The following is a 26,272-nucleotide window of genomic DNA, read 5'->3' as shown; positions in this document are numbered from 1 at the left end:
GGTGTCGTCGCGCCCCGTACCCAGGGGTGAGGCGCCGGACGCACGGGGTCCGGGTCAGGACGGGGCGACGAGTCCGGTGTCGTAGGCGAAGATCACGGCCTGCACGCGGTCGCGCGCGCCGACCTTGGCGAGGACCTTGCCGACATGGGTCTTCACGGTCTGCTCCGCGATGAACAGGGTCGCGGCGATCTCGCTGTTCGACCGCCCATGGCCGATGAGGACGAGCACCTCGCGCTCGCGCTCGGTGAGCTCCGCCAGCCGCGCGGTGCCATGCGAGGCACGGGGCTTCTGCGCGGCGAACTGGGCGATCATCCGCCGGGTGACGCTCGGGGCCAGCAGTGCGTCACCGGCCGCCACCACCCGCACGGCGTGCACGAGGTCCTCGGGCAGCGCGTCCTTGAGGAGGAAGCCGCTCGCCCCGGCTTGCAGGGCGTCGTAGACGTAGTCGTCGATGTCGAAGGTGGTGAGCATGATGATGCGAGGGACCTTCGCCGCCGGGTAGCCCGGGCCGAGGATGCGCTTCGCCGCCTCGATGCCGTCGAGCTCGGGCATGCGGACGTCCATGAGGATGACGTCGGGGTCGAGCCGCGCGGACAGCGTGACCGCTTCGGCACCGTTCGCGGCCTGCCCCGTCACCCGGATCCCGTCGTGGGCGTCGAGGAGCGCGGCGAACCCGGCTCGGACCATGGCCTGGTCGTCGGCGATGAGGACGTCGATGGTCACTGGCGGTCCTTCGTGGGGCTGGATCGAGGGTGGGATGGCGTCGGGTTCGGCTCGCCGGCGGGCAGTACGGCCGCCACGAGCCACCCGCCGGCGCCGTCGGGGCCGGCGTCGAGGGTGCCGTCGAGGAGGGCGGCGCGTTCGAGCATGCCGCGGAGGCCGTGCCCGGCGCCGTGCTCCCCCGGGCTCTGCGCATGACCGTTGTGGATGCGCAGCTGCACCGCGGTCGCATCGACCCGCACGGCGACGACAATGGGCGCGCCCGGTGCGTGTCGGACGGCGTTGCTCATCGCCTCCTGCACGATGCGGAACGCCGCGATCTGCACGGTCGGCGGGACGAGGACACCCTCGTCGCCGCGGTGCATCGAGAGGGTGATGTCGGCGCCGACGCGACGCAGACCGTCGGCGAGCGCCGGGAGGTCGTCCAGGCCCTGTTGCGGAGCGAGTTCTGCGACCTGGTCCTCGGTGCGCAGGACGCCGAGCAGACGCCGCATCTCGACGAGCGAGCCGCGCGCGGTGGCGGCGATGTCGTCGAACTCCGCTGCGGCGTCCTCGGCGAGGCCGGGCACGCGGTACTTCGCCGTCGAGGCCTGCACCTGGATGACAGACATGCTGTGCGCGACCACGTCGTGGAGCTCGCGGGCGATCCGGGTGCGCTCCTCGACGAGCACGCGCCGGGACTGCTCGGCGGCGGAGATCTCACGCTCCCGGGTCAGCTCCTCCCCCACCCGCACGCGTCCCGAGACGAGCAACGCCACGAGGTACGCCACCCCCGCGACGGATGACGCGACGATGAGGTCCGCGGCCATGGCGGTCGCGTCGGCGGCGGACGGGACGAGGAGCGCCGCGACGAGCGAGCCCGCGATGCCGACGAGCAACGGGATGAGTCCCAGCAGCCAGCCGTGGAGGAAGGTGACGACGCCGACGAACACGGCGAAGGCGATGAGCGCGGGCACCGACCACGGCCACGGCCAGACCGGGTCGTGGTCGGGCGAGGCGACGAGCGGGAGCACGAAGGCAGCAGCGGAGAACAGCACGATCGCGACGCGCGGGAGCACCACGGACAGCAGCGGCGCGCCGCAGATCGCGGCTCCGAGGAGGAACGACGCCGGGAGCACGGTGCCGTAGAGGAGACTCTGGATCGGAACGAGGACGCTCAGCAGTACGACGCCGACGCCCGCGAGGACGAAGAGTCCGACGGTGCGGCGGGAGGTGCCGCGCGCCGTCCGATCCATGAGGGTCATTGTCCCATCAGCGCCAGGGCCGGCGGGTGCTCCTCGGTGTCTGACTCCGCCGGCGTCCCGTCGCCGGCCGCATCGGACCGCTCACGGCGACGACGACGGATGGCTGCGACCCGGTCGACGACCAGGCCGAGGACGAGCGCGACGCCCACACCGAGCACGGAGCTGAGGAACGGCTGGTCCTCGAAGAGCTTGCCGGCGACCACGCCGATGATCGCGCTGTAGGCGGCCCAGGTCGCGCCCCCGATGACACTGAGCGGCAGGAACCGTCGCCACGGGTATCGGAGGGCACCGGCGGACATGTTGACCACGACGCGGCCGACCGGGATGTACCGCGCCCCGAGGATCAGCGGGGCGCCTCGATGCCCGAGCGTCCGCCCTGCCCGATCGAAAGCCGCCGCGATCCGGGGACGCCGCATCCACGCGAAGCGCGTCGTGCCGACCCCGCGGCCGATGAGGTAGGCGATGTTGTCGCCGATCGCCGCACCCACGGCCGCGACGGCGCAGAGGAGCAGGAGGTTCGATCCGCCGGTCGAGACCGCGACGGCTGCCGCGGCGACGAGCACCGTCTCGCTCGGGATCGGCGGGAAGAACCCGTCGATGACCGCGGTCGCGAACATCACCACGTACAGCCACGGTGAGGTCACTGCGTTGAGGATGAGCTCGTTGATGACGTCCATGCTCCGACGCTACGAAGCGGACGGCGCCGCAGCATCACCCTGGGGTATCGCGGACCCCCTACCCCGGTGGTGTTCTGCGGCGCCGCCGGTGCCGGTCCTCGCCGGTGCCGGTCCTCGCCGGTGCCGGTCCTAGTCGACGACGGCCGGGACCTTCGGTTCGGCGTGCCCACGCGGGGCGAGCGCTTCGTGCGTGCTGACCTCGTAGGCGTTCTCGGCGTGGAGGACGACGTCGAGACCCTGTGCCTCCGTCTCGGCCGAGACTCGGATGCCCATCGTCTTGTCGAGCACCTTCGCGAGCACCCAGGTGATGGAGAAGGTGTAGACGAAGACGGCGACGATCGCGAGCGCCTGCTTGCCCAGGAGCAGGAAGCCGCCACCAGCGAGGAGCCCCTCTCCACCGCTCGGCGCGAGCGGCACGGCGAGGACACCGATGAGGAGGCCACCGACGACGCCGCCGACGAAGTGCAGGGCGGTGACGTCGAGGGCGTCGTCGAAGCCGAGGCGGACCTTGAGGCTGACCGCGAAGTAGCAGACGACCGCTGCGGCGGCACCGATCGCGAGCGAGCCGAGCGGGGTGACCGCACCGCACGACGGCGTGATGGCGACGAGTGCGGCGATCGCGCCCGAGCAGGCACCGAGGGTGGTGGGGTGACCGTCGCGCAGCTTCTCGACGACGAGCCAGACGATGACGCCCGCGCAGGTCGCGGCGACGGTGTTGAAGACGGCGACGGCGGCGTTGTTGTCCGCGGCACCAAGGGCGCTGCCGTCGAAGCCGATCCAGCCGACGAAGAGCAGGCCGGCACCGAGGAGCGTGAGTGGGAGGCTGTGCGCCTTGGGCTGCGACGGGAAGCCGTTGCGCTTGCCCAGGACGATGGCGAGGGCGAGGGCGGCGACCCCGGAGTTGACGTGGATCGCGGTGCTGCCGGCATAGTCGATCGAGCCGATCGTGTTCGCGAGCCACCCGCCCTGCACGCTGCCGTCAGCGGAGTCGAAGGCGAAGACCCAGTGCGCGACCGGGAAGTACACGAGCGTCGACCAGACACCGGCGAAGACCATCCACGCACTGAACTTCATCCGACCTGCGGCCGCTCCGGCGACGATCCCGATCGTGAGACCGGCGAACATCAGGTGGAGTGCGGCGAGCGCCAGCGGCGGCATCGTGCTCCCCTCGGGGGCGACGAGCAACTGGCCGAGGCCGGGGTACTCGGTGGGGTCGCCGACGAGCCCGAGGCCGCCGAGGCTGTCACCGAAGACCATCGAGTAGCCGAAGGCCACCCAGAGGATCCCGACGAGACAGAACGACGCGAAGATCATCATCATCATGTTCATGGTGACGCGACGGCTGACCATCCCGCCGTAGAACATCGCCAGGCCGGGCAGCATGAGTGCCACGGCCACCACCGCCGTCAGGAGCCATGCCGTGTTGCCCGCGATTGCAGCCGTGTCCATCCGGACCTCCAGGGTTCGCGCGGGATCCGAAACGGACGACCGCATTTTCAATAGGTCATCCAATTGTCGTGACGACCGGTTTCAATGCAGTATCGAATCCGTTTCGTGTTCGTTACGGGTTCGCGTGTCAGGTCCGGACGGGTTTCGCCCCTCGGCAGACTTGAAAGATGGACGACGTCGACGTTGAGTGGTTCGATCAGCCGCTCGAGGAAGCGGTCGAGATCCACGACGCATCCGACGATTGGGCCGACATGGGCAGGCACTGGGAAGACCTGCTCAAGGACTCGCTCCACCCCCTCCCCGCCCACGTCGATCACGTCGGCTCGACCGCGGTCCCCGGGCTTGCCGCCAAACCGGTCATCGACATGCAGATCCAAGTGCCGGACATCGCAGATGAACCCGCCTACCTACCCGCCCTGGAAGAGCTAGGGATGGTTCTCCGCGCTCGCGGTGCGAACTTCCGCTTCCTGCGACCGCCCGCGGGACGCCCACGGAATGTGCACATCCACGTCTGCGGAATGGACTCGGTCTGGGCCAAGGAACACCTCGCCTTCCGAGACGCTCTTCGAGGGAATCCTGGCCTGGCACGCGAGTACGAGCGCATCAAACGAGGATTGGCAACGACCGTTTCGGAACGCGCCGACTACAACCGCGGCAAGGAGTCGTTCATCCGAGAGTTCGTCGCGAGGCACACATCTCCCTGACCCGAAACTCGACGCAGGGAGATGTGCGTCACAGAGGCCAGTCGTCGGGGTACCGGAACGGAACGGCGACGATCTGCACGTCGTCCTCATAGGTGAGGCGGCCCGGCGTCATCGTTCGGAGCTCGCCCCAGGGGATGTCGTATCGATCGAGGAGTGCGAGATAGCCGCCGGTGAGAGTGAGGAGATCGATAGCCGTCTCCCTGAACCACGATCGTGCGCCAGGGTGTTCGTAACTGCCCGGCGAGACGAGGGATGGGTTCGCGTATGCGGCATTCAGCCGATCGTTGCTTTGACGCCACCATGCCGCGTCCTTCCCCGACAGCCGCCCGGTGTCATGCAGCCCGTTCGCCATGGCGAACACACCGGGGAAGCGGCCGTTTCGATTCGGAACGGCACTCTGGAAGCGAACGAACATTCCTCGACTGTACGCAGGAAGTCGAGCTCGTCAGCGGGGCGCGTGACAGCCGGCTGTGCTCCGCCCAGTGGGAGCAAGGGCGTCCCCAGGGCGTCCGACATCGGTACGGTGGGCAGATGAATCAGTCGCTGATCGACGGAGCCCGCACTCACGTGCGGGACCACTTCCGTTGGATCGACGGCGACGCGGACATCTGGAGCATGTTGCAGCGTGGCTCCTCCTTGAAGGCGGTCGTCGATGGCCTCGCTGCCATGGCGGCGATCGACCGTCCAGACCTGATCGTCGGCATCGAGTCGCGTGGGTTTGTTCTCGGTCCCGCCGTCGCACTGCAACTTGGCGTGGGTTTTGTCGCGGTCCGCAAGGACGGGGCCATCTTCCCTGGTCCGGTCGTGCGAAGGCAGACCGAGCCGGATTACCGAGGAAACCGACGCACCCTTTCCATCCGTCGCGATCACGTCATGGCTGGCACGCGACTCGTACTCGTCGACGACTGGGTGGAAACCGGCAACCAGGCCACCGCGGTCAGCCGGCTCGTCGACGAGCTCGGCAGCGAAGTCGTGTCCGTCGTGACGATCGTCGACGAAACGAGTGAAGTGGTCCGCCACCACCTTCCTCGTCTACGAAGCCTGCTTCGTGCGGGCGACCTGCGCTGAGGCTGCACCCGCGCGCCGGGCTGCAGGCGTGACCAACGCCGGATCCCAGCGAATCATGCAATGCCGAATCGGGCTGGTTCGGCACTCGCCTGCGTCCAACTCGAACCAACCAGCGGCCTCCAGCCGAACACTGCGGACTCGACGTCTTGTTCCTCCCGCCCGCGCAGGAGCCACTCCACATCCCACTCCCTCATGAGCAGCATGAACGAGCCGGAATCGGGGATGAATCGCTCGTCAGGCACGGTCGCTTCTGGGGGCGTTTCGACAATCACCGTCCACCACGGCTCGACCGTCTCCGGATAGACGAGAATGTGCCGTCCGTTCAAGGCACCCGCTCGTATCAACCCCAGCCGTCCCTGTTCGCCCCAGAACTCGGACTCGGTCTCAGCGACCATCAGTGCTGCCCGCTCTCACGCCTCCCCCGACAGCGAGGTCGAGTTGGAGCGCAGCCCGCTCGACGTCGGCGAGCGCAGCGCGGTCGACAAGGAGGCTGTGGAGGGTGGCGGAGGCGGTGCGCCGCGCGAAGGCCCTGATGCGGTCCGTCTCGCTCGCACCCTCGGCGGCCTCGACCGGCGGGTACTGGGCGGCGATGTCGCCGGAGCCATAGCGGTAGGCCTTCTGCATGCCCTCGTTGGCGTGGAGTGCGGCCGCTGCCGCCCACTCCGGCGTCTCGCTGCCGCCGAGCACGAGGGTCCCCTGCTCGACGCCGTCGCGGATGAGTCCGGCGACGAACGAGAACAGCGTGCGGTAGTCGTCCCAGAACGACGCGAGGTCGTCGGGATGCTCCGCCGCGAGCCGCTCGATCTCGTTGTAGTCGAAGGGCGCCTCGCAGATCGCCACACCGTCCTCGTAGAGGACGCGGTAGAGCTTCGCGGGAACATCAGCCTCGATCGAACCGAGGGCCTCCGCGGCGCCGACCGACTGGCGGTTCGAGGCGGCGGTCGCCCGCAGCACCTCGCGCTTGTTCGCGAACCAGTAGTAAAGCGAGGACTGCTTCATCCCGCACGCCTCGGCCAGCATCGTCATGCTCGTGCGCTCGTACCCGCGCTCCGCGAACAGCCTGGTCGCGACCTGGATGATCTCCTCACGAGGATCCTCGGCGGCGATCCCGCTCGCGCGAGGACGACCGGGCGATGCTCCTGTGCGGCCGGCCATCGATCACCACTCCCTGCTCGCGGACACCTCCGCCAATCCTACGGGCGGGCGGCTCGACGGCCTTGAACACTCACGATCGTCCCATCGGATGGGACGTGGTGACACTCGGCGATGGTCAGGTTGTGGAGGCGCAACACGCTCAGAAGATCTGGGGACTGCAGGTGAAGGACATCGATGTCGATGTTGTCCAGCCTCGCGCTCGTGATGCCATCATCCGCCTGTTCGAAGATGGCCCAGAGCACGATGTCCGCTCCATGGCGGGATCCGAATTGGATGCCGTCGAACGGTCCGCCATCGCTGGCGTCTCGCCCGAGAATGAAACGGCCCACGCGCTGGGTGAGCGCACGAGGCTGGCTGTTCTGCAGCGCTGAGCTGTCGAAGTCGCTCAGGCCGAACTCCTGGATGGCCATTGCAGCGAACGAGTCGCGTAGAGCTGCGATCGTTCGAGAGTTCGCCACGTCGCAGTAGCGACCGGCGAGGTCTGCGCGACCCACCCTGCGGTTACTGAACCAGGAGGCGTCGACCGTTCCTGCATCGACGGTGGGATAGAGCTCGTCGTCGCTGTCACTCACCTCTATTGCGGCCATGGCCGCGACAACTGCTGGGTCCGGCCGAAACCTGGCCAGGATCTCGACGAGGCAGCCATACAGGGAGTCCCCCGCATAGAGCGTTCGATAGGAGCCATCCTCTGAGTCCCATCTCCCCGTGAACCGACCTCCGTTGGCGAGGCTCCAATCGGTCCAAGCCCATGGGTCGGGTCCGTAACCGACTCTGAAAACCGTTCCTGGGCTGTCGCGAGAGACGAATCGAGGTCCTGACTCAGACTCAGCTGGCACTAGCCCACCGCGGTGAATGCTCGTGCGGCAGCAATCACCCGCGGGCCGACCTCTTCGATGTCGCCTTCGCGGATCAGGCGAGCCGGTGACTCGTCATCGAGCTGAGGATTCAGCCCTTGAAACCAAGACTGCGCGATACGCGGGTGGTCACGTTCAATGAGGATGCCGGCGACCTGGAGTGCGGTCCGGAGGCGCAACTCGGTGGCAGCAGACGGAACACGTGTTCCCTCCGCCCACTGCCGAACGGCTCGGGTCTCGCGCACATTGCCAAGGTAGGCGAGCAGCTGGGCTCCGAGGATTCCACGGAGGTCCTCGACGAGTTCAGGCACTTCCGCACGGATCGATCGCTGGAACGCGCCCAGACCAGGAGTCGAGTTCGTGATCGTCATGCTCCGAGTTTAGCGCTTTACCAGCTTGAATCACACCCACAATCACACATCTCGCACCTTATCCGTTCTCGGCGAGAGTGACCACGCAGATCCAGCGGCGGCTCACCTCTCGGCCAGCAGCTCCCGCATGGCCGCCTCGATCACGGCCGTCTCGGCGGCACGCATGCCAGGCCGCCCCGCGACATGACCGAGGTCGGACTCGATGATCCGCACCTCGCTCCGACGCATCATCGCCGACTCCAGGACGTTGTCCTCGACGGTGAAGTAGAGGTCGGTCGACGACGGCATGACGATGCTCCGCGCGCTCACGCCCCCGAGCGCCTCGGCCAAACCGCCCTCGACCCCTCGCCCGGGATCCGCCCGCTGCCAGGTGCGCACCATCGCGAGCAGGTCGTTCGCGTCCCACCGCTCGTGGTCGGCCGCCCAGCCCTCGAGGAGGTCGGCGACGTCGGCGTACCCGAGCTCTCGGTAGGTCCCGTCGCGGAAGAACGCCTGCGAGTAGGCCCACCCCGCATACACCGTCCCGAATGCGCGGAGTCCGGCCCGCGGAGGTGTCGTGTAGCGGCCGCCATCGAAGGCCGGATCTGCCCGGAGCGCCGCCTCGACACCCGCCAGGAAGACGGCGTTGTGGGGGGAACACCGCGCGGCACCGGCGACGGGGAGGAACGCGTCGACGAACTCCGGGTACCGCACCGCCCACTCGTACGCCTGCAGCGCGCCCATCGACCAGCCGGCGATCAGCCGCCAGCGGCGGACACCGAGGTGCTCGGCGAGCTGCCGTTGCGCACGGACGTCGTCGCCGATCGAGACCTCGGGGAACGCGGCACCACGCACCTCCTCAGCCGCGTTCGACGGCGACGTCGAGACGCCGTTGCCGAACAGGTTCACCGAGACGATGAACCAGCGGGCCGGGTCGAGCGCCCGGCCCGGCCCGATCCACGGCTCGTAGCTCGCGTGCGTCCCGGTGTAGTAGCTCGGGAGCAGGACGGCGTTGTCACCGTCGGCGTTCAGCGCGCCCTGCGTCGTGTACGCGAGCCGCGCCTCCGGGAGGTCCGCGCCGGACTCCAGCGCGAACCTCCCGAGGTCGAGGACCTGGTGCATCGGGATCAGAAGAACTTCAGGTAGCGGGCGGTCTCCCAGTCCGACACGTGCGCCTGGTACTCGTTCCACTCCTGGCGCTTGTAGTCGATGAACGCGTCGTACATCGCCTCGCCGAACACGGCACGCGACAGCGAGTCGGTGGCGAACTCGTCGACCGCCTCGCCGAGGCTGCGCGGCAGCATGCCGATGCCGAGCTGCGCGACCTGCGCCTCGGTGTAGTCGTACATGTTCTCGGTGTGCGGCGCTCCCGGGTCGAGGTCCTCACGGATGCCCTCGAGGCCTGCGGCGAGGATGAGCGCCGCCCCGAGGTACGGGTTGCAGCTGATGTCGGCCGCCCGGCACTCCACGCGCCCGCCCTGGAGCGGCACGCGGAGCATGTTCGTCCGGTTGTTGTTGCCGTAGCTCACGAAGACCGGCGCCCAGGTGGAACCCGACATGCTGCCCTGACGCACGAGCCGCTTGTAGCTGTTGACCGTCGGCGCGATGACCGCCGAGAGTGCCGGCGCGTGCTTGAGGACACCGGCGATGAACTTGTAGCCGAGCTCCGAGATGCCGCAACCACGCGGGTCGTCATCGGTCTCGAAGAGGTTCTCGCCGGTCTCGATGTCGGCGAGCGACATGTTGAAGTGCGCACCCGACCCGCTCCGGTCGGCGAACGGCTTCGGCATGAAGGTCGCGAAGTAGCCGTGCTTGCGGACGATCTCGTTGGCCATCAGCCGGAAGAACACGGCGCGGTCGGCCATGGTGAGCGCGTCGGAGTAGTTGAAGTCGATCTCGAACTGCCCCGGGGCGTCCTCGTGGTCGAACGAGTACACGCCCCAGCCCATCTCGGTCATCGCCTCGACCAGCTCGGTGAGCCAATCGAGGTTGTCGAGCGCGGCGGTCGCCGTGTAGCAGGGCTTCGCGAGGTCGTCGCGGTCGCTGACCTCGGTCACGCCCTCCGGGGTGTCCTTCAGGACGAAGAACTCGGTCTCGATCCCGAGGTTGAAGGTGAAGCCCATCTCGGCCGCGGCATCGAGCTGGCGCTTGAGGATGTTGCGCGACGCCGCCTCGAACGGCTCGCCCTTCGTGTAGAGGTCGCTCGCGAAGAAGGCGACGTCCTTCCGCCACGGCAACTGCACGGCGCTGTCGAGGTCGGGACGGGCGGAGAGCTCCTCGTCGCTGATCGCCTGCGGGAGGCCGTCGAGCGCGGCCCCCGTGAAGAGCTCCGATCCCCCGGCCATGCGCTCGAGGTGCGACAGCGGTACGAACTTGGTCTTGATGCTGCCGTGCATGTCCACGAAGCTCGCCATCGCGTACTTGACGCCGGCCTCCTGCAGTCGGGCGCGGACGGACTCCACGGTGGTAACGGTCTCGACGACGGTCATGGGATGCTCCTCCGGTTGCGTCGCTGCCCTCGCCGCGACTCATTTCGATACTGTATTGAAAGTATGCGCGGGTGGAGTTTCGATGCAGTGTCGAAAATGTTTCCGGGGTGTGAACCCTGCGCGGAGGTGCGCTGGAACGCAGAACCGGCGCCCGCCGCGAGTGCGACGGACGCTGGTTCCGCGAGTCGTGGTTACGGAACGATGACCGCGCGACCGCGGATCGTGCCCGCGTGCAGGTCCTCGTAGGCCTTCGGGGCGTCGTCGAGCGAGTACGGCTGCACCTCGACGTCGACCTTGCCCGCCTTCGCGAGCTCGAAGACCTCGATGAGCTCGCTCCGCGAACCCCAGTACGGCACCCGGACGGCGGCGTCGTAGGCGATCGACCCGAAGCCGATGGTCGCCGATCCGCCGCCGATGCCCACGATCGTCACGTCGGCCTCCATGGCGGCGACCGCGGTGGCCGTGGCGATCGTCGGGTTGGCGCCGACGAAGTCGAACACCGCGTCGACCCCGACGCCACCGGTCAGCTCGCGGATCTTGCCCGCGGCCGACTCGTCGCTGATGAGCGTGACGTCGGCGCCGACGTGCTTCGCCAGCTCGAGCTTCTCGTCGCTCACGTCGAGGACGATGACCGTCGCGCCGGAGAGCGCCTTGAGCATCTGGATGCCGACGTGACCGAGGCCACCGGATCCGATGACGACGGCGAAGGTGCCGGCACCGAGCTTCGGCAGGCTGCGCTTGATCGCGTGGTACGGCGTGAGACCGGCGTCGGTGAGCGACACGTTCTTCACGGGGTCGAGGTCGCCGATCGGCACCAGGTGACGCACGTCGTCGACGATCATGTACTCGGCCATCGAGCCCTGGCTGCCGAGTCCGGGAGGACGGATCCCCTCGGCGACGGCGTTCGTGCAGTAGTTCTCCTTGCCCTGCGAACAGTTCAGGCAGTGGCCACAGCCCCACGGTCCGTAGACGGCGACCGCGTCACCGATCTGCAGGCCCGTCTCGACCCCCTCACCGAACGACTCGATGACGCCGGCGCCCTCGTGTCCGAGCGTGAGCGGCAGCGGGTACTGCTGCGCGAGGTAGTCCTCCTCGGGGAGGCTCATGACGTAGTCGTCGGAGTGGCAGACACCGGCGGCGGTGACCTTCAGGAGGATCTCACCCGGCCCCGGTGTCGGCTTCTCGATCTCGACGACCTCGGGGGCCGAGCCGATCTTCGTGTACCGCAGTGCCTTCATGGTGAGACATCCTCCTCGAGCGTCGGAACCGCACGCCGCAGTCGCTCACTAAGCGACGTGTGTCAGATAAGTCTGACCGTTCCAGTATGCGCCTCGATCCGGCGGCCGGCACCCCGTTGACAGCGCCCTGGCACCGACACCCGTCAGCGTGGCTCCCAGGCCAGGACGACCTCGAGGAGCTCAGCTCGCGACAGCCCACTGTCGACCTGGAGGACCGGTTGCGGCAGGGTCACGAGCCAGGCCTCGTGCGACGCCCGACTCCGGCCGTCGAACGCAGGGTCGTCGTAGCCGCTCGCCCATTCACGGAACTCCCGCCACGCACGGTCGTCATGCGGTTCGCCGGCCCGCCGCTCGATCTCTCGGGCCTCCAGACGCCGCAGCCGCTCCGCCGGATCGAGGGTCACGAAGACGATCGCGTCGCATTCGGCGACGATCTCGTCACCCCAGCCGGGCATCGAGCCCGACAGCACCCACGCCTCGCGCGGTACGAACAGCTCGCGCATGAGCCGCACCCGCTCCGCGTCAGAACGCTTGGTGACATAGGGCGGGTCGGTCGGCACCCAGAAGTAGTCGTCGGCGTCGGCGTGCGGGACGGACCAGTGGTCGGCGAGCGCCCGCCCGAGCGTGGTCACGCCACTGCCACTCGCACCCATCACATGCACTCTCGATCGTCGCATCCGTCCATTCTGACCGGTCGGACGCGGACGAGCTCAGGCGCGGTCGTGGAGGGTCAGCTGGTAGCCGTCCGGGTCGGCGAAGGTGAAGGTGCGACCGAACGGGCCGTCGATCGGCGCCGAGACGATCGTGTGGCCGTCGGCGACGAGGGCGTCGTGGATCTCCTGGACGTCCGTGGCGTGCAGCCAGATCGCCGCGCCGATCCCAGGCTGGGGTGCGGAGGCGAGATCGGTTCCGGGGACGATGTCGCGCAGGGCGAAGGCGGTCGGCGACGTCTCGAAGACGACCGCGTGCGGCGGGCCGGCCTGCGAGCGGACGAGGCCGAGGTACTGCTCATAGAAGGCCTGCGAGGCGTCGAGGTCGGCGACCTGGAGGGAGATGAAGTCCGGTCCGGTGACGGGCATGATGTGCGTCCATTTCTGTCGTGTCAGTTATCTGACACACTCAGCCTATGTCAGAATACTGACATGAGTCAAGACGGGATCGAACTGGACACCTCGCTGGGGTACCTCCTGAAGGAGGCGTCGAGCGCACTCCGCTCAGCGATGGAGGCGGTCCTGCGGCCACTCGGCATGACGATCACGCACTACTCCTGCCTCGAACTCCTCGCCCAGCGACCTGGACTGTCGAACTCCGAACTGGCCCGCGGCGCCTTCGTCACCCGTCAGTCGATGAACGTGCTCCTGCAGGCCCTCGAGCGCGACGGATTTGTCACCCGCCCGGAACAGGCCCCCGTCGGCAAGGCACTGCCGACCCGACTCACGCCGCTCGGTCGTGAGCGCCTCGCGCAGGCGACCGCTGCCGTGCGATCGGTCGAGGTCCGGATGCTGAGCGGCCTGACCGCTGATCAGCAGCGGGAGGCACTCGTCGTCCTGCGCAGCATGATCCGATCACTTCGCGACGACGAGCGCTGAGGCGCCCGTCAGTCGGTGATGGGAAGGGTCTCCACGAACGCCTGGATCCGGTCCGCCACAGCGACCGGGACCTGCCAGGCCGTGAAGTGCGCCCCGCGATCCAGTTCCGTCCAGCTCCGGATGTCGCTGTACGCCCTCGCCGCGTAGGAGCGCGGGAGTCCGCGTTCGCCCGTCTGCACGGCGACGGCCACAGGCACCTCGATCAGCGGGAGTTCGGGCTGCTTCGGGTGGTCGCGATACGGCCGGAACGATGATCCGATGCTCTGCGTGAACCAGTACAGCGAGACCGTGGTCAGCAGCTCGTCGTCGGTCCACCAGTCACCCTCTCCCGCCCACGCGAGGAGCTTCTCCGCGATCCATGCGGCGAGGCCTACCGGCGAGTCGTTCAGGGCCGTCGCGAGGATCTCGGGCCTGGTGGCCTGCACCCGCGCATAGGCGAGACCGCGAGCCCACTCCTGGTCGTGTCGATCGAGCCAGTCCTGCTCCTCGGCGGTGAGGTCGCGCGCTCGGGACGCGGACGGGAAGGCGGCGTGCGTCGCGAACTGGCCGATGACCGATTCGGGATACAGGGCCGCGAGCCAGTCGCTCGTCGTCGACCCGACGTCCTCGCCGTAGGTGAGGTAGCTCGCGTGCCCCAGCACCTCCGTCATGAGTGCGTGCATGAGTTCGGCGACCACCGGGCCGGTGAACGGCCGGTCTGCGAGGGGCGCTGAGAACCCGTACCCGGGCTGCGAGGGGACGACGACCTCGAAGCCGAGTGTCCGGCCGTCGCCGAGGTCGACGGTGCGTCCTGCGAGTTCCTTCGCCAGCGGCAGCATCTCGATGAAGGAGTATGGCCAACCATGGAACGCGATCACCGGGACCGTCACCGTGACGCCGTCCGGTGCCGGTAGCCGCGCGACGTGCAGCCGCTGCCCGTCGACCTCCGCCTCGAACTGCGGCACGTCATCGAGCTCGCTTTCGATGCGCCGCCAGTCGAAGCCGTCCCGCCAGTGGTCGACGAGCGCCCGCAACCGGTCGAGCGAGAGGGCGCTCTCCTCGCCGGCGTCACCGATCGCGGCGGGGAGGCGAACCGCGTCGAGTCGCCGCCGCAGGTCCTCGAGGTCGGCATCGGGCACCTGGATCCGGAACGAACGCATGCGCTCGATGCTAGAGCAGACGTCCGACAGGGATGAACGATGCGCAGCGACGGCGTGTGACCCCGACGCCCTGGTATCATTTAGCTATAGCTAATGATCGGGGGAGTCGATGAGTACGCTGATTCGGGACACGATGAGCGCTGCGGGGACGAGCGGGGCCGAACTGGCTCGGCGCCTGCACGTCACGCCTGGGGCGATCTCGCAGCTCTTGAAGTCCGAGGAGGACGCGACGATCAAGCTGGCATCGCTCGAGCGGGCAATGCGCGCCCTGGGGAAGGACATCGTCATCAACGCGGTCGAGTCGTCATCACCCGCCGCTCGGTTCTCGCCCGCCGGGGTCTCCCAGGCGATGAGCGACGCACTCATCGAGGGAGATCGCACCTTCGCCCTCCGCCTGCTGACGCAAGCGGCGCAGAAGGTCGCAGTCGAGCCCGACCTTGCGACTGATCCGCTGTTCGCCAGACCTCCAGAGCAACTCCCGGACACCGGATGGGACACCCTGTTCCGGGCCCATTACGGCCGAGCACTGCCTGATGCGCTCACCGCACGATGGCCCGAGCTGACGCCGCTGCCCGAGCCATGGTTCGTCTTCCAGTTCGACAGCCTGCGGGAGCGTGCGCGCACCCGCTCGCCGGAGCACTTGCGGCGCCTCAACATCTTCATCGACGAGCAGAGCCTGAGCCGCGCGTGAGCCGTGAGCCGCAGTTGGATCCAGGTTTCGTCCGCCAGTTGATGCGGGAGCTCCGGACCTCCTAACGAACCGGAAAGAGCAGATCGCCGTCAGGCGCCGGGTCAGTCGCCAAGCGGGCGTGCAGCTCGACATCGAAGCGATCGTCGCCGTACGCGAGCTTCTGCCGTTCGATGCCCTCGGCGAGGAAGCCGGCCCGTGTCGCGACCCCGCAGGACGCAGGGTTGTTGACCCGATGCCCCAGCTCCAGGCGGAACAGCCCCTCGCGGAATGCGTGATCGGCGACCGTCCTGACCGCTCGCGTCGCGAGACCGCTGCCCCGCGCACCCGCGATCAACCAGTAGGACAGCCAAGCTGTGGAGTGCCGACGGTCGATCGCGGAGACACCAACGTTGCCAACCACCGAACCGTTGCGGACGACCGCCCAGTTGAGCCGGGACTCGGAAGAGGTCAGCGCGCGCTCGATGAACTGGACCGCGTCCTGGACCGTCGACAGGTCTGCATGGCCGAACTGCGGAGCCAGGTCGACGTTCTCGACGAAGGCGGCATGGAGCGACTGCGCATCGTCAGCGTCCCACGGGCGCAAGAACGTATCGACCATGCGCCCAGTCTGGCAGCCGCCGCATCGCCGGGTATTGGCGCGGGTCCACTGATGACACCGCCCGTCGCGACGCGTACCATCTTCGGTACCGGGCTCCCTCGCCCGGTTGTGGCCCAGACCCCGCCGCCGCTCGAATCGGCACCCGAATGTCTGGATCGCAGCGGCGGGGCTGGGTTCCGGTACCCAGGTTCGGATAGCCATCTTGCGAACGGACCGGGCATTCCGCCGAAAGGACCGGATCCAGCGCGTACCATGACCTGTACCGGGCTCCCTCGCCCGGTTGTGGCCCAGACCCCGCCGCCGCTTGAGCCGGCATTCGGGTGTCTGGAACGTTGCGGCGGGTCTGGTTCTGAGTATCAGCGACCGACTGCAGGACACCTGCCCGCTGTCTGATTCAGGCGCGGTAGTGCGCCGCCAGGCGCTCGAGGCCCTCATCGATCGAGACCGCCGGCGTCCAGTGCAAGGCCGCGCGGGTCTGACGCTGGTCGAACCAGTGGGCGGTCGACAGCTGTTCCGCGAGGAAGCGCGTCATCGGCGGCTCATCGGCGCCGGGGCGGATGCTCCACAGGCGCTCGACGAGCCCACCTGCGGCCCGGGCGACGCCGGCGGGGACACTGAAGGCGGGCGGCTTGACACCGGCGGCACGGCAGATGCCCGCGAGCAGCTCGCCGACCGGACGCGGCTCACCGTTCGTCACCACGAACGCACGACCGTGTGCCGTCTTCGCATGCTCGAGTGCCGCCGCGATCGCCGACGCCGCGTTCGCGACATACGTGCTGTCGATGAGGGCGGTTCCGTCGTCGAGCAACGGCAACCGGCCGCGGCGTGCGCGGTCGACGATGCGCTCGACGAGCTGCGGGTCGCCCGGACCCCAGACGAGGTGCGGCCGCACGACGACGACCGCGAACCCGCGACGGTCACGTTCGAGGGCGAGCAGCTCACCCTTCGCCTTCGTCCGCGCGTACTCCCCGCGTGCCGCGTCCGGGTCGGCCGGTTCCGCACCGACACCCACGAGCGCCGAGCCACCGTGCGCGACGGACGGCGAGGAGATGTGGACGAACCGTGAGACACCCGCGGTCTCGGCCGCGTCGAGGACGACCTCGGCCCCGGCGACGTTGACGCGCTCGAACTCCGCCGGATCACCCGCCAACGAGACCTTCGCGGCCAAATGCACGACCGCGTCGACACCGTCCATCGCCGACTCGACGACCGCCGCGTCGGTGATCGACCCGCGCACTTCCTCGACATCGGCGAGCGCCGACGGGCCGCGCTGCAGGACGCGGACGCGGTGGCCGCCGCGGAGCAGCTCCAACGCGACCTCGCGGCCGAGCATGCCGCTCGCACCGGTGACGAGGACCGTCACGGCGTGCTCAGCCGTTCACCGGCCAGGATGCCTTCCGCCCACACCGACAGGCGGGTGCGGTCGATCTTGGAGTTGTGGCGGATGTCCGTCGGCAGCTCGGGTACGACGAACACCGCGACGAGCGGCTGCGTCGAGACGTCCCGCACCTGCGCGGCGAGCTCCGCATCGGCGAGCTGGACCCGCTTCGTACCCGTGGTCGTCTCGACGATCGCGACGCACTGGCGGAGACCCTCCGGGCCGACACCGACGACGGCGGCACGGCGAACGAGCGACACGGTCTCGATCGCCTGCTCCGGTCCGACCGGAGCGATCGGTCCGTCCTGGGTCGCGATCACGTGCGGCAGACGGCCCTCGATCCAGAGGCGGCCGTCGGCGTCGAGATGCCCGACATCGCCGGTGCGGTGCCAGCGTCCGTCATCGGCGACGTCGCGGGCAGCGGCACGGTCGGTCAGCCAGAGGCGGTCGTACTGCGACTTGAGGTGCTCCGCCGAGATGATGACCTCGCCGAGGCCATCCGCGTCCTGCGTCGGCGCACCCGTGGCGCGTCCGGCCTCATCGAGTGGGCTGATGCGCACGTCGACGCCGCCGATGGGCGTCCCGACGCACACACCCGTGTGCTCGGTGTCGTCGTCGGGCAGCGTTTCGAGGGTGATGTCCGCGACGAGCAGGCACTCGGTCATGCCGTACACCGCGTGCGCGGACGCGTTGGGCAGGACACCCACGAGTGCCGTGAGGAGCTGGCGACTGACGGGCGCGCCCGTCGAGAGCACGGTCCTGACGCCCTGGAGCGCCTGGCGGTCCGTACTGTCGAGCGCGTCGGCCGTCGCGACCACGTTCAGGATGGCGGCCGGCGAGAGGAACACGATGTCGGCGTCCGTCTCGGCCACGGCGGCAGCGACCGCTCGAGCGGTGAGTGTCCGCGGCGCCGAGATGTCCATCTCAGGCGTCGAGGAACGGGCCCCGAGCGCCGGGCCGAGCAGCGCGAAGGGCGCGAACCCGGTGACGAGTCCCGAGTCGGCGGTGATCGCGAAGTGCTCGGAGAGGACGTCGCGCAACGACGACAGCTGAGCATGGGTGTACTTCACGCCCTTCGCCGGGCCGGTCGATCCCGAGGTGTACAGGATCGCCGCGAGGTCGGTCGGGCCGGGTTCGCTGGGCAGCTCAGGCGTCGTGCGGGTGTCGAGCAGGTCCTTGAGGCTGTACGAGACGCCGAGCGCTGCTGCTGTCGCGCCGGGGAGGCGTGCGGCTGAGACCTTCACGCCGGGCCAGCCGAGCGCCCGGGCTGCGGCGAGCCCCTTGGTCTCACCGATGACGTACGCGGGCCACGCGCCTCGGACCGCGCGGTGGAGGCCCTTGACGCCGAGACCGGCGTCGGCGACGACGACGACCGCGCCGATGCGCAGGCAGGCGTAGATCACGGCGGTGAGCGTGGCACCGGGCGTGACGAGCAGCGAGACGCGGTCGCCCCGTCGCACGCCGATGCGGTGCAGGCCGGCGGCCAGGCGCGTCACGCGGTCGTCGAGTTGCCGCCAGCTGACGCGACGGGCCGCACCCGAACCGCGCTGTTCGACGATCGCATCGCTGTCGTCGGTACGCCGCTCGTCCAATCGCCGCCAGAGCGGTTCGAAATCGGGCTGCTCGGTCGTCGCGGCGGCGGACTCCATCGGAGCCGCTTCGACCGGCGCGCCCTGCGGCAGGCGGTCGTCGAGCCAGGTGAGCAGCGATTCCGCGACCGGGGCGTCCTCGATGACGAGGTGACCCGCGCCGGCGAAGCGGTGGACCTCCGCGTGCGGGAGGCGGTCGGCGAGGTCGTCGAGGTAGCGGTCGCTGAAGATCGGGTCGCGCGGACCCCACAGCATGACCGCCGGGACGCGGAGCTGGGCGACGTCGTCGGCGAGGCGCTCGAGGCGCGGGAAGCTGACATGCTCCGGGGTCGCCGGGATGTCGGCGACGAACGCGCCGATGCCGCGACGGCGCGCGGGCGCGGAGTACGGGCTGCGGTACGCGTCGCGGACGTCGCGGTCGAGCGGCGGGGACGCGAGCGACAGCGTCGTGTCGAGGAAGGCGGTCGTCTGGACCGAGCCGGCGCCGAGCATGCCGCGAGCGCCGGCGAGCCGCAGGGGTGCGGGGATCGGGGTGCCCTCCGGGTGGTGCACGGCCGTGTTGAGCAGCATCGAACCGACGAGGAGCTCCGGGTGCTCGGTGGCCCAGCCGAGGGAGATGACGCCGCCCCAGTCGTGACCGAGGGTGACGACGGGACCGGTGAGGCCGAGCGCGTCGGAGAAGGCTGCGAGGTCGGCGATCCGCTGTTCGAGCGTGCGGGCGACCTCCGTGCGCTCCGACCAGCCCATCTCGAGCTGGTCGACGGCGACGACGCGCCAGGCGGTCCCGCCGGCGTCGGCCTGCTCGACGGACCGGGTGACGAGCGAGCGCCAGAGGTACGACCAGGTCGGGTTGCCGTGGACGGCGAGGACGGTACCGACCGGTTCGACACCGGCTTCGCTGAGCGCGTCGGCGGTGTCGAGGTAGTGCCAGTTCCTCGTCACACCGTCGTCGGCCAGTCGACCGGGGACGTCGAGGCGGTGCGAGTACCGCGCGGGCAGGCCCGGCAGACCGGCGGCGCGCACGCCCATCGTCCGCAGGCCGACGTTCGCGGCGACCGTGCCCGCTACCACGCGAGTTCCATGAGGCCGGTGTTCAACCCCGAGCCGACGCCCATGAGGAGGACGCGGTCGCCCTTGTTCAGGGTCGACTGCTGGTCGGCGAGGGTGATCGGGATGGAGGCCGGTCCGACGTTGCCGAGGTAGGGATAGGTGACCGGCACGCGACTGCGGTCGAGCGAGGCGGCCTTCACCATGGAGTCCGTGTGGATGGACGACACCTGGTGGGTGATGTAGCGGTCCATCTTCGACCACCGCCACGAGTCGCCGGCGGCTTCCTTCCACGCGGAGACGACGAGGTCAAGCCCGCCCTTGAGGAGCGCTCGGGCATCGGTGAACATGCCGTCGACGCTGCCGACGCAGAGGTGGTTGAACTCCGTCGCAGCGCGGGTGACGCCGCCGAGGATGCGGTGTCCCTCGGGGTGACGGTCGGCCGGCCCGATGACGGCGGCGGCGGCCCCGGAGCCGAGGGTGAGGGAGGCGAACTCGCTCATGAAGTCGTCGCGATCGATGGTGCTGCCGCTGAGGCGCTCGATCGTGTTGGCGTGCACCTCGCTCGCGTCCTCGCCGTTGACGATGAGCGCGTACTCGATCTGGCCGGACTCGATCATCGCGGCCGCCATGGTCATGCCGGTGACGAAGCCGAGACAGGCGTTGGCGATGTCGAAGTTGATGGCCGAGCTCGGCAGGCCGAGGCCGTCGTGGATGCGGACGGCGACGGAGGGCTCGAGGTGCTGCCGCGTCACCGAGGTGTTGATCATGAGCCCGATCTGCGAGGGCGAGATGCCGGCCTCGGCGAGCGCACGGCGACCGGCCGACACCGTGGCGTCGTCCGAGTTCTCGCCGGGCCCCCAGTGTCGTCGCTCGACCACACCGGCGACGCGTCGCAGGATGCCCTTCGGGAGGCGGGCGCGTTTCATCGCGGCCGCGAGGCCCTCTTCGATCTCGACCGAGGTCACCACTGCGGACGGCAGCGTGCTCGCCACCGACAACATGGCCACATTGTCGAATCGGGTAGTTGCGTTTCCGGTCACGATTCCTCCGTGCCTCTGACCAGGCAGTCTTGACCGCCAGCGTCTGACGGTACTCCTCTACCCTGAACGTGGACGAATCGTGTCCCCGTTGTTGACAGCGGGTGCCCAGCGGGACAGCGCGCGGGGCGTCCGCCTAGGCTGGTGGACGCGGCCCATTCCGCCGGTGCCGCCTGATCGGAGGATGTCCCGATGGTGGTCCGCCCCTACTGGTTGAAGCGCGCGAGCATCGAGGAATTCGAGGCGGCCTACGACCCCGGGACGTGGCCCTCGTACACCGATTCGACCGGCCTGCCGCTGGTGGCCGAGGCGATGTCCAACCAGGATCCGGCGACGCGCGCGTTCATCGCCGGGCGGCTCCTTGACGACGGGGCGGATGCGACGGTCGTCCTCGACGAGGGGTACACGCTGCTGCACGTCCTGCTGGCGCAGCGCGCCCGAGACCCCGAGGTCGACCCTCCGCTCGTCCGTCGCCTCATCGCCGCCGGTGCCGACGTGAACCGGCCCGCCGGACGACACCAGCGCCGCCCGGTGGAGGAGGTCGACCACCCGAAGCTGTCCGAAGCGGAGCTCGAACCCTACTACCGTGCGTTCTTCGACCAGCCGGGCCTCGAGCTCCTCGCGCCCGACCCGCACGGGCACTCGGTGCTCGACCGCGCGCGCTCGAGTCGCTTCCGGCGGCCGCAGCTGTTCGACCTGGTGACGGTGTATCTGGATGCGGCCGGACTCGCCCCCGCCGCCGAGGCGGTGACCCGCACGGCGACCTGGCAGAACCTCGACGAGCTCCGAGCCGTCTACACCCCAGGCCTCGCGTCCGCGGTCGACGAGAACGGCGACAGCCTGCTCCACGCCGTTCTGCGCAATCCCGACCTCACCGTCCGCTCCACGTTCGTCCCGCAGCTGCTGGCCGACGGTGCCGACGTCGCCCTGCTCACCGCCGAGGGCGACAGCGTCCTCCACCTCGCGCTCGACCGCTCCGGCGCGCGGGAGGCCGAGCAGGACGCCCGGGTGCTCGGCGCACTCATCAGCGCGGGTGCCGATGTCAACGCGTCGTCACCGGCGAACGGTGTGCCGCTGACCGCGCTCGCCGGGCAGGGCAACTTCCCCGAAAGTCGGCTCGAACCGCTGTACGACGTACTCCTCGCCGCGCCTGGCCTTGACCCGGCCGTCGACCTCGCCGACGGCCGCACCGCGCTGGATGTCGTCCGCACGGCACGGCCTGCTCGTCCGGTGCTCCTCGCCCGCCTCGAGGCCATGGTCGCCTGACACCGGAGCCGACCGCGGGAGCCGCGATCCTGCAATCGGCACTGCCACGCGCGCAGGTCGCCGCAGTAGCCTGTGGGGATGACCACCCGCCGCACCCTCGACCAGTCCTCCAAGCTGAAAAGCGTCCTCTATGAGATCCGGGGGAAGGCCCTCGTCGAGGCCGTGCGTCTCGAGGCCGACGGGCACCGCATCCTCAAACTCAACACCGGCAACCCCGCCATCTTCGACTTCGAGGCACCGCACCAGATCGTGCGCGACATGATCGCCGCGCTCCCCCACTCCCACGGGTACAGCGACAGCCGCGGCATCCTCTCCGCGCGCCAGGCTGTTTCCTACCGCTACGAGGAGATGGAGGGGTTCCCGCGGGTCGACCCTGAGTGGGTGTTCCTCGGCAACGGCGTCTCCGAGCTCATCACGATGACGATGCAGGCCCTGCTCGACGACGGCGACGAGGTCCTCATCCCCGCGCCCGACTACCCGCTGTGGACGGCGATGACGAGCCTCGCGGGCGGCACCCCGGTGCACTATCGCTGCGATGAGGAAGCAGACTGGGCGCCGGACATCGAGGACATCCGCTCCAAGATCACGCCGAACACCAAGGCGATCGTCGTCATCAACCCGAACAACCCCACGGGTGCGGTGTACTCCCGCGAGGTGCTGGAGCAGATCGCCGGGGTCGCACGCGAGCACGGGCTGCTGCTGCTCGCCGACGAGATCTACGACCGCATCCTGTACGACGACGCCGTCCACATCCCGATGGCGACCGTCGCCCCCGACCTCCTCTGCCTCACGTTCAACGGCCTGTCGAAGACCTACCGCGTCGCCGGCTACCGGTCCGGCTGGCTCGTCATCACGGGGCCGCGTGACCACGCGCGCGGCTTCCTCGAGGGCATCAACCTCCTGGCCTCCACACGTCTGTGCCCGAACGTGCCGGCGCAGCACGCCGTGCAGGCGGCGCTCTCCGGCGTGCAGTCGATCGACGCCCTGATCGCACCGAGCGGTCGCCTGCTCGAGCAGCGCGACGCCACCTGGGCCGGCCTCAACTCGATCCCCGGCGTTTCCTGCACGAAGCCGATGGGTGCGCTCTACGCCTTCCCGCGCCTCGACCCGGAGGTCCACGAGATCCACGACGACGAGCTGCTCGTCCACGATCTGCTCGTGGCGGAGCACATCCTGCTCGTCCAGGGCACGGGCTTCAACTGGCCGGACCCCGACCACCTGCGGGTCGTCACCCTGCCGGAGGAGCGCGTCCTCACCGACGCGATCGAGCGGCTCGGCAACTTCCTGTCCTCCTACAAGCAGTAGGCGCCGACAAGCAGGAGGCGCGGCAGCAGGACATCAGCGCGGTAGCAGGACGTTCGCGAGCAGCGCGTCCTGCTGCCGGGCGGATCTCCTGCCCTACACCCCGAGGTAGCGACCCGGCCGGTGGTTGAGCGCGAGGATGAGGTTCAGGAAGACCGCACCGAGCGCCGAGACGAGCACGTTGAGCGGCGGCACGGCGACGAGCGACACGAGCACGACCACGGTGTCGACGGCCATGAGGACGTAGCCGGCACGGATGCCGAAGCGGTCCTGCAGGATGAGCGCGACGATGTTGAACCCGCCGAGGCTCGCCCGGTGTCGGAAGAGGATCAGGATGCCGACGCCGCAGAGCACGTTGCCGACGACGGCCGCGTAGAACGGGTCGATGTGTCCGACCGGCAGGAACAGCGGGTGCACCCCGGACAGGACGGACACGAGCACGATCGCGCCGCCGCTCCGCAGCGTGAACACCCAGCCCTTGCCGCGGATCGCGAGCAGGAAGAACGGCAGGTTGATCGCGATGAACAGCACCGGGAACGGCACGGGCGCGAGGTAGCTGACGAGGAGCGACAGGCCGGCCGTCCCGCCGGTCACCGCCGAACCGGCTTTCAGGATGAAGAGGCCGAACGACACGACCGTGACGCCGACGAGCAGCCCGAGGATGTCCTCGACCGCCCCGTGTCGGACTGGAGACGGCGCCGGGGCAGGTGTGGAGGGAGCCTGCTGCGCGCTCGACGTCGCGGCGCTCGGCTGCTGGGTGCTCATTCCGCCAACGATGCGTCAGCTCGTCGTCTTGCGCAACACGAGTAGAATGCAATGGTCATCGTGCTCGATTCCCAGCCAGAGAGTGAGCAACATGCCTCATCCTGCGACCATCGACCACCTCGACGCGCGCATCCTGACTGCGCTCGACGACGACCCGTCCATGACGGCGCTCGCCCTTGCACGCACCCTCGGCGTCGCGAGGAACACCGTCCACGCCCGTCTGCGTCGACTCGAGACGAGCGGCGCACTCGGCGCCCCGAGTCGCCGGGTGCGACTGTCGGCGCTGGGCTACCCCCTCACCGCCTTCATCGAGATCTCCATCCGTCAGGACCTCGCGACCGAGGCCTATGCGGCCCTCGAGTCGACCCCGGAGATCGTCGAGGTGCACGCGACCACCGGCGACGCCGACCTCTTCGCGAAGGTCGTGGCACACGACACGGAGGACCTGCACCGCATCGCGGGCGTCCTCCTCGCTGCCCCTGGCGTGGTCCGGACGAACACCAAGGTCTCCCTGATCGAGGTCATCCCGTACCGATCGTCGAGCCTCCTCGACCGCCTCGCCGAGGAGCCGTCAGCGCGCTGAGGTCGTCAGCGGGCTCGAACCGTCAGCGCGCTGACCGGGCACGCACCACGGCGGCCGTGCCCGCGGCGATCGCGACGACCGTGCCGTAACCGAGCACCGTGGCGTGGAGCCCGATGGCCGAGGCGAGCAGGCCGGCGATGACGGCCGGCACGCCGAAGGACAGGTACGCGACGATGTACAGCGCGGCGAAGAGCTCAGCGCGTTCGTCTGCCGGCGCGAGCGGGACGAGCGAGGCGATCGTGCCCATGAACGCCGTGCCGAAGCCGGTGCCGGCGATCACGACGGCGACCACCGCGACCGGGAGCGACCCGAGGATCAGGGCGACGAGCAGGAGTACGGTCCCGGCGGACAGCGCGGACGCCCCGTAGACGGCCGCGACGACGGGTCGGCGGCGGTGGAGCGCCGCGGCCGCGACGGCCCCGGCGGCCGGCAGCAGCCCGATGAGGAGTGCCCCTCCGAGCTGGCCGTCCACGCCGAGCTCCGTGTGCATGATGCTCGGCCCGAGGGAGAGGAACAGCCCGCCGGTCGCCCAACCGCCGAGGACGATCGGGATGCTCACGACGAACAACCGTCGGGCGTCGACGGGGACGGCTGCGCGGGGTCGGATGGCGCGCGCCCACCCGGGGGTGCGGGCTGCGGTCTCCGGCACGATCCAGATGGACGCCGCGATGAGCAGATAGGCGATCGCCAGCGGTAGGAACGTCCAGCTCGACGGGTCGGCGACCGTCTGCAGCAGGACGCCCGCGAGGATGGTGCCGGAGGCCAGACCGACCATCGGGGCGATGGCGTTCAGCAGGGTCGCCGCTCGTGGCCGCTCGGGCGGGGCTAGATCAATGATCGTCGCCGACAGCGTGGAGAGCAGTGCCCCGCTGGCGAGGCCTTGGAGCACGCGGGCGAGGTACAGCAGCGCTCCGGAGTCGACGTGCCAGAGGAGCAGCATGCTCGCGGCGAGCACGACGAACCCGGCGGTGATCACCGGGCGGCGTCCGAGGTGGTCCGAGACCGAGCCGATCGTGAGGAGCGCGACCAGCAGGGCGAGCGCGTAGGCCGAGAAGGCGATGGTGACGCCGATCGGGCCGATGCCGAGCCGCTCCTGGAGCTCCGGGTAGAACGGTGACGGAGCGCTGGCACCGGCGAGCATGAGTGTGCTGCCGAGCCCCGCGAGGACGAAACCGAAGCGACGGCGCGGCAGCACGGGCGCGCCGTCAGCCGCGGTGGGCACGGGTCGGGTCGGGGGTGACGGGGTCGTCGTCTGCACGGGGCGGGCATCCTTCGGTTCCAAAAATGTCGAACGATTGGACGATACGCGCTTTCCGCTCATTGTTCAACTATTATCG

General features: G+C 69.3%; 28 protein-coding genes. 7 read left to right on the top strand and 21 right to left on the bottom strand.

What is annotated here, in order from left to right:
- Nucleotides 1–54: 54 nt before the first annotated feature.
- From IFU11_RS16395 to IFU11_RS16380, 4 genes are all read right to left on the bottom strand, one after another.
- On the bottom strand, nt 55–723 hold the full coding sequence (locus IFU11_RS16395; protein ID WP_192019631.1) for a response regulator: 669 nt from the start codon (nt 721–723) through the stop codon (nt 55–57).
- The gene (locus tag IFU11_RS16390; RefSeq protein ID WP_244631852.1) at nt 720–1,955 is read right to left on the bottom strand and encodes an ATP-binding protein; all 1,236 of its coding nucleotides are present in this window, start codon (nt 1,953–1,955) and stop codon (nt 720–722) included. The genes IFU11_RS16395 and IFU11_RS16390 overlap by 4 nt, the downstream gene beginning before the upstream one ends.
- Before the next feature lie 5 nt (nt 1,956–1,960).
- Nucleotides 1,961–2,641 (bottom strand): DedA family protein, encoded by a 681-nt coding sequence (locus IFU11_RS16385; protein ID WP_191940116.1) that lies wholly within the window; start codon nt 2,639–2,641, stop codon nt 1,961–1,963.
- A gap of 129 nt (nt 2,642–2,770) precedes the next feature.
- A complete protein-coding gene (locus IFU11_RS16380) occupies nt 2,771–4,090 on the bottom strand; it encodes an ammonium transporter (RefSeq protein ID WP_192019629.1) in 1,320 nt (439 codons plus the stop codon).
- Between the two features lie 167 nt (nt 4,091–4,257).
- Here IFU11_RS16380 and IFU11_RS16375 point away from each other — a divergent pair, with 167 nt between their 5' ends.
- Nucleotides 4,258–4,794 (top strand): GrpB family protein, encoded by a 537-nt coding sequence (locus IFU11_RS16375; protein WP_191940114.1) that lies wholly within the window; start codon nt 4,258–4,260, stop codon nt 4,792–4,794.
- 28 nt (nt 4,795–4,822) lie between these two features.
- Here the strand turns inward: IFU11_RS16375 and IFU11_RS16370 are convergent, their stop codons facing one another.
- Nucleotides 4,823–5,209, bottom strand: coding sequence for a hypothetical protein (locus tag IFU11_RS16370; RefSeq protein WP_191940113.1), 387 nt, complete (start codon nt 5,207–5,209; stop codon nt 4,823–4,825).
- Between the two features lie 116 nt (nt 5,210–5,325).
- Between IFU11_RS16370 and IFU11_RS16365 the strand changes: the two genes are divergently transcribed.
- Entirely contained in the window at nt 5,326–5,862 is a 537-nt protein-coding gene (locus IFU11_RS16365) for a phosphoribosyltransferase family protein (protein ID WP_191940112.1), read from the top strand.
- A gap of 53 nt (nt 5,863–5,915) precedes the next feature.
- On the opposite strand, the gene IFU11_RS16360 is transcribed toward IFU11_RS16365, so the two are convergent.
- The 9 genes from IFU11_RS16360 to IFU11_RS16320 form a co-directional block, all read right to left on the bottom strand.
- On the bottom strand, nt 5,916–6,257 hold the full coding sequence (locus IFU11_RS16360) for a hypothetical protein (RefSeq protein WP_191940111.1): 342 nt from the start codon (nt 6,255–6,257) through the stop codon (nt 5,916–5,918).
- Nucleotides 6,247–7,017 (bottom strand): TetR/AcrR family transcriptional regulator, encoded by a 771-nt coding sequence (locus tag IFU11_RS16355; RefSeq protein ID WP_192019628.1) that lies wholly within the window; start codon nt 7,015–7,017, stop codon nt 6,247–6,249. Before IFU11_RS16355 ends, IFU11_RS16360 begins: the two co-directional genes overlap by 11 nt.
- A 38-nt stretch (nt 7,018–7,055) precedes the next feature.
- Nucleotides 7,056–7,853, bottom strand: coding sequence for an RES domain-containing protein (locus IFU11_RS16350; RefSeq protein WP_192019627.1), 798 nt, complete (start codon nt 7,851–7,853; stop codon nt 7,056–7,058).
- Nucleotides 7,853–8,242, bottom strand: a complete 390-nt coding sequence (locus tag IFU11_RS16345; RefSeq protein ID WP_085511227.1) for a hypothetical protein — start codon at nt 8,240–8,242, stop codon at nt 7,853–7,855. The genes IFU11_RS16350 and IFU11_RS16345 overlap by 1 nt, the downstream gene beginning before the upstream one ends.
- A 102-nt stretch (nt 8,243–8,344) precedes the next feature.
- Nucleotides 8,345–9,343 carry an alpha/beta fold hydrolase gene (locus tag IFU11_RS16340; protein WP_192019626.1) on the bottom strand — a complete coding sequence of 333 codons (999 nt, stop codon included), beginning with the start codon at nt 9,341–9,343 and terminating at the stop codon, nt 8,345–8,347.
- Between the two features lie 5 nt (nt 9,344–9,348).
- Nucleotides 9,349–10,710 carry a type III glutamate--ammonia ligase gene (gene glnT / locus IFU11_RS16335; protein WP_064295821.1) on the bottom strand — a complete coding sequence of 454 codons (1,362 nt, stop codon included), beginning with the start codon at nt 10,708–10,710 and terminating at the stop codon, nt 9,349–9,351.
- A 191-nt stretch (nt 10,711–10,901) separates the two neighbouring features.
- Complete coding sequence (locus tag IFU11_RS16330) at nt 10,902–11,948, bottom strand: NAD(P)-dependent alcohol dehydrogenase (RefSeq protein ID WP_192019625.1); 1,047 nt, start codon at nt 11,946–11,948, stop codon at nt 10,902–10,904.
- Nucleotides 11,949–12,091: 143 nt separating this feature from the next.
- Nucleotides 12,092–12,625 carry a hypothetical protein gene (locus IFU11_RS16325; protein ID WP_192019624.1) on the bottom strand — a complete coding sequence of 178 codons (534 nt, stop codon included), beginning with the start codon at nt 12,623–12,625 and terminating at the stop codon, nt 12,092–12,094.
- Between the two features lie 33 nt (nt 12,626–12,658).
- Nucleotides 12,659–13,027 carry a VOC family protein gene (locus IFU11_RS16320; protein WP_192019623.1) on the bottom strand — a complete coding sequence of 123 codons (369 nt, stop codon included), beginning with the start codon at nt 13,025–13,027 and terminating at the stop codon, nt 12,659–12,661.
- Nucleotides 13,028–13,090: 63 nt separating this feature from the next.
- Here IFU11_RS16320 and IFU11_RS16315 point away from each other — a divergent pair, with 63 nt between their 5' ends.
- A complete protein-coding gene (locus IFU11_RS16315; RefSeq protein WP_191940103.1) occupies nt 13,091–13,537 on the top strand; it encodes a MarR family winged helix-turn-helix transcriptional regulator in 447 nt (148 codons plus the stop codon).
- 8 nt (nt 13,538–13,545) lie between these two features.
- Here the strand turns inward: IFU11_RS16315 and IFU11_RS16310 are convergent, their stop codons facing one another.
- A complete protein-coding gene (locus tag IFU11_RS16310) occupies nt 13,546–14,676 on the bottom strand; it encodes an epoxide hydrolase family protein (protein WP_191940102.1) in 1,131 nt (376 codons plus the stop codon).
- A 109-nt stretch (nt 14,677–14,785) separates the two neighbouring features.
- Here IFU11_RS16310 and IFU11_RS16305 point away from each other — a divergent pair, with 109 nt between their 5' ends.
- Nucleotides 14,786–15,367, top strand: coding sequence for a hypothetical protein (locus IFU11_RS16305; protein WP_192019622.1), 582 nt, complete (start codon nt 14,786–14,788; stop codon nt 15,365–15,367).
- Between the two features lie 61 nt (nt 15,368–15,428).
- On the opposite strand, the gene IFU11_RS16300 is transcribed toward IFU11_RS16305, so the two are convergent.
- From IFU11_RS16300 to IFU11_RS16285, 4 genes are all read right to left on the bottom strand, one after another.
- Nucleotides 15,429–15,965 (bottom strand): GNAT family N-acetyltransferase, encoded by a 537-nt coding sequence (locus IFU11_RS16300; RefSeq protein WP_191940100.1) that lies wholly within the window; start codon nt 15,963–15,965, stop codon nt 15,429–15,431.
- Nucleotides 15,966–16,359: 394 nt separating this feature from the next.
- Nucleotides 16,360–17,328 carry an NAD-dependent epimerase/dehydratase family protein gene (locus IFU11_RS16295; RefSeq protein ID WP_192019621.1) on the bottom strand — a complete coding sequence of 323 codons (969 nt, stop codon included), beginning with the start codon at nt 17,326–17,328 and terminating at the stop codon, nt 16,360–16,362.
- The gene (locus IFU11_RS16290) at nt 17,325–20,003 is read right to left on the bottom strand and encodes an alpha/beta fold hydrolase (RefSeq protein ID WP_371742808.1); all 2,679 of its coding nucleotides are present in this window, start codon (nt 20,001–20,003) and stop codon (nt 17,325–17,327) included. Before IFU11_RS16290 ends, IFU11_RS16295 begins: the two co-directional genes overlap by 4 nt.
- On the bottom strand, nt 19,997–20,983 hold the full coding sequence (locus IFU11_RS16285) for a 3-oxoacyl-ACP synthase III (protein ID WP_194718740.1): 987 nt from the start codon (nt 20,981–20,983) through the stop codon (nt 19,997–19,999). The genes IFU11_RS16290 and IFU11_RS16285 overlap by 7 nt, the downstream gene beginning before the upstream one ends.
- Before the next feature lie 228 nt (nt 20,984–21,211).
- Here IFU11_RS16285 and IFU11_RS16280 point away from each other — a divergent pair, with 228 nt between their 5' ends.
- Nucleotides 21,212–22,285 carry a hypothetical protein gene (locus IFU11_RS16280; RefSeq protein ID WP_137242714.1) on the top strand — a complete coding sequence of 358 codons (1,074 nt, stop codon included), beginning with the start codon at nt 21,212–21,214 and terminating at the stop codon, nt 22,283–22,285.
- 78 nt (nt 22,286–22,363) lie between these two features.
- Nucleotides 22,364–23,590 carry a pyridoxal phosphate-dependent aminotransferase gene (locus IFU11_RS16275; RefSeq protein WP_138945938.1) on the top strand — a complete coding sequence of 409 codons (1,227 nt, stop codon included), beginning with the start codon at nt 22,364–22,366 and terminating at the stop codon, nt 23,588–23,590.
- A 93-nt stretch (nt 23,591–23,683) separates the two neighbouring features.
- Here the strand turns inward: IFU11_RS16275 and IFU11_RS16270 are convergent, their stop codons facing one another.
- Nucleotides 23,684–24,352: a YitT family protein gene (locus tag IFU11_RS16270; RefSeq protein ID WP_192019620.1), complete on the bottom strand. Its 669-nt coding sequence runs from the start codon at nt 24,350–24,352 to the stop codon at nt 23,684–23,686.
- Nucleotides 24,353–24,443: 91 nt separating this feature from the next.
- Here IFU11_RS16270 and IFU11_RS16265 point away from each other — a divergent pair, with 91 nt between their 5' ends.
- Complete coding sequence (locus tag IFU11_RS16265) at nt 24,444–24,935, top strand: Lrp/AsnC family transcriptional regulator (protein ID WP_192019619.1); 492 nt, start codon at nt 24,444–24,446, stop codon at nt 24,933–24,935.
- A gap of 22 nt (nt 24,936–24,957) precedes the next feature.
- On the opposite strand, the gene IFU11_RS16260 is transcribed toward IFU11_RS16265, so the two are convergent.
- Entirely contained in the window at nt 24,958–26,193 is a 1,236-nt protein-coding gene (locus tag IFU11_RS16260; RefSeq protein ID WP_199862346.1) for an MFS transporter, read from the bottom strand.
- Nucleotides 26,194–26,272: the final 79 nt, after the last annotated feature.

Source organism: Plantibacter sp. CFBP 8804, assembly GCF_014841225.1.
In the GTDB taxonomy this organism is placed as follows: Bacteria; Actinomycetota; Actinomycetes; order Actinomycetales; family Microbacteriaceae; genus Plantibacter; species Plantibacter auratus.
Note: the sequence above shows the minus strand (reverse complement) of the source record. Positions and strands in the feature narration are given on the sequence as shown.

What these genes read in the sequence shown, in the direction of transcription:
- IFU11_RS16390 (WP_244631852.1), bottom strand. Translation starts at nt 1,955, where the DNA reads ATGGATCGGACGGCGCGCGGCACCTCCCGCCGCACCGTCGGACTCTTC.
- IFU11_RS16385 (WP_191940116.1), bottom strand. Translation starts at nt 2,641, where the DNA reads ATGGACGTCATCAACGAGCTCATCCTCAACGCAGTGACCTCACCGTGG.
- IFU11_RS16380 (WP_192019629.1), bottom strand. Translation starts at nt 4,090, where the DNA reads ATGGACACGGCTGCAATCGCGGGCAACACGGCATGGCTCCTGACGGCG.
- IFU11_RS16375 (WP_191940114.1), top strand. Translation starts at nt 4,258, where the DNA reads ATGGACGACGTCGACGTTGAGTGGTTCGATCAGCCGCTCGAGGAAGCG.
- IFU11_RS16370 (WP_191940113.1), bottom strand. Translation starts at nt 5,209, where the DNA reads ATGTTCGTTCGCTTCCAGAGTGCCGTTCCGAATCGAAACGGCCGCTTC.
- IFU11_RS16365 (WP_191940112.1), top strand. Translation starts at nt 5,326, where the DNA reads ATGAATCAGTCGCTGATCGACGGAGCCCGCACTCACGTGCGGGACCAC.
- IFU11_RS16360 (WP_191940111.1), bottom strand. Translation starts at nt 6,257, where the DNA reads ATGGTCGCTGAGACCGAGTCCGAGTTCTGGGGCGAACAGGGACGGCTG.
- IFU11_RS16355 (WP_192019628.1), bottom strand. Translation starts at nt 7,017, where the DNA reads ATGGCCGGCCGCACAGGAGCATCGCCCGGTCGTCCTCGCGCGAGCGGG.
- IFU11_RS16345 (WP_085511227.1), bottom strand. Translation starts at nt 8,242, where the DNA reads ATGACGATCACGAACTCGACTCCTGGTCTGGGCGCGTTCCAGCGATCG.
- IFU11_RS16340 (WP_192019626.1), bottom strand. Translation starts at nt 9,343, where the DNA reads ATGCACCAGGTCCTCGACCTCGGGAGGTTCGCGCTGGAGTCCGGCGCG.
- glnT (WP_064295821.1), bottom strand. Translation starts at nt 10,710, where the DNA reads ATGACCGTCGTCGAGACCGTTACCACCGTGGAGTCCGTCCGCGCCCGA.
- IFU11_RS16330 (WP_192019625.1), bottom strand. Translation starts at nt 11,948, where the DNA reads ATGAAGGCACTGCGGTACACGAAGATCGGCTCGGCCCCCGAGGTCGTC.
- IFU11_RS16325 (WP_192019624.1), bottom strand. Translation starts at nt 12,625, where the DNA reads ATGCGACGATCGAGAGTGCATGTGATGGGTGCGAGTGGCAGTGGCGTG.
- IFU11_RS16320 (WP_192019623.1), bottom strand. Translation starts at nt 13,027, where the DNA reads ATGCCCGTCACCGGACCGGACTTCATCTCCCTCCAGGTCGCCGACCTC.
- IFU11_RS16315 (WP_191940103.1), top strand. Translation starts at nt 13,091, where the DNA reads ATGAGTCAAGACGGGATCGAACTGGACACCTCGCTGGGGTACCTCCTG.
- IFU11_RS16310 (WP_191940102.1), bottom strand. Translation starts at nt 14,676, where the DNA reads ATGCGTTCGTTCCGGATCCAGGTGCCCGATGCCGACCTCGAGGACCTG.
- IFU11_RS16305 (WP_192019622.1), top strand. Translation starts at nt 14,786, where the DNA reads ATGAGTACGCTGATTCGGGACACGATGAGCGCTGCGGGGACGAGCGGG.
- IFU11_RS16300 (WP_191940100.1), bottom strand. Translation starts at nt 15,965, where the DNA reads ATGGTCGATACGTTCTTGCGCCCGTGGGACGCTGACGATGCGCAGTCG.
- IFU11_RS16285 (WP_194718740.1), bottom strand. Translation starts at nt 20,983, where the DNA reads ATGTTGTCGGTGGCGAGCACGCTGCCGTCCGCAGTGGTGACCTCGGTC.
- IFU11_RS16280 (WP_137242714.1), top strand. Translation starts at nt 21,212, where the DNA reads ATGGTGGTCCGCCCCTACTGGTTGAAGCGCGCGAGCATCGAGGAATTC.
- IFU11_RS16275 (WP_138945938.1), top strand. Translation starts at nt 22,364, where the DNA reads ATGACCACCCGCCGCACCCTCGACCAGTCCTCCAAGCTGAAAAGCGTC.
- IFU11_RS16270 (WP_192019620.1), bottom strand. Translation starts at nt 24,352, where the DNA reads ATGAGCACCCAGCAGCCGAGCGCCGCGACGTCGAGCGCGCAGCAGGCT.
- IFU11_RS16265 (WP_192019619.1), top strand. Translation starts at nt 24,444, where the DNA reads ATGCCTCATCCTGCGACCATCGACCACCTCGACGCGCGCATCCTGACT.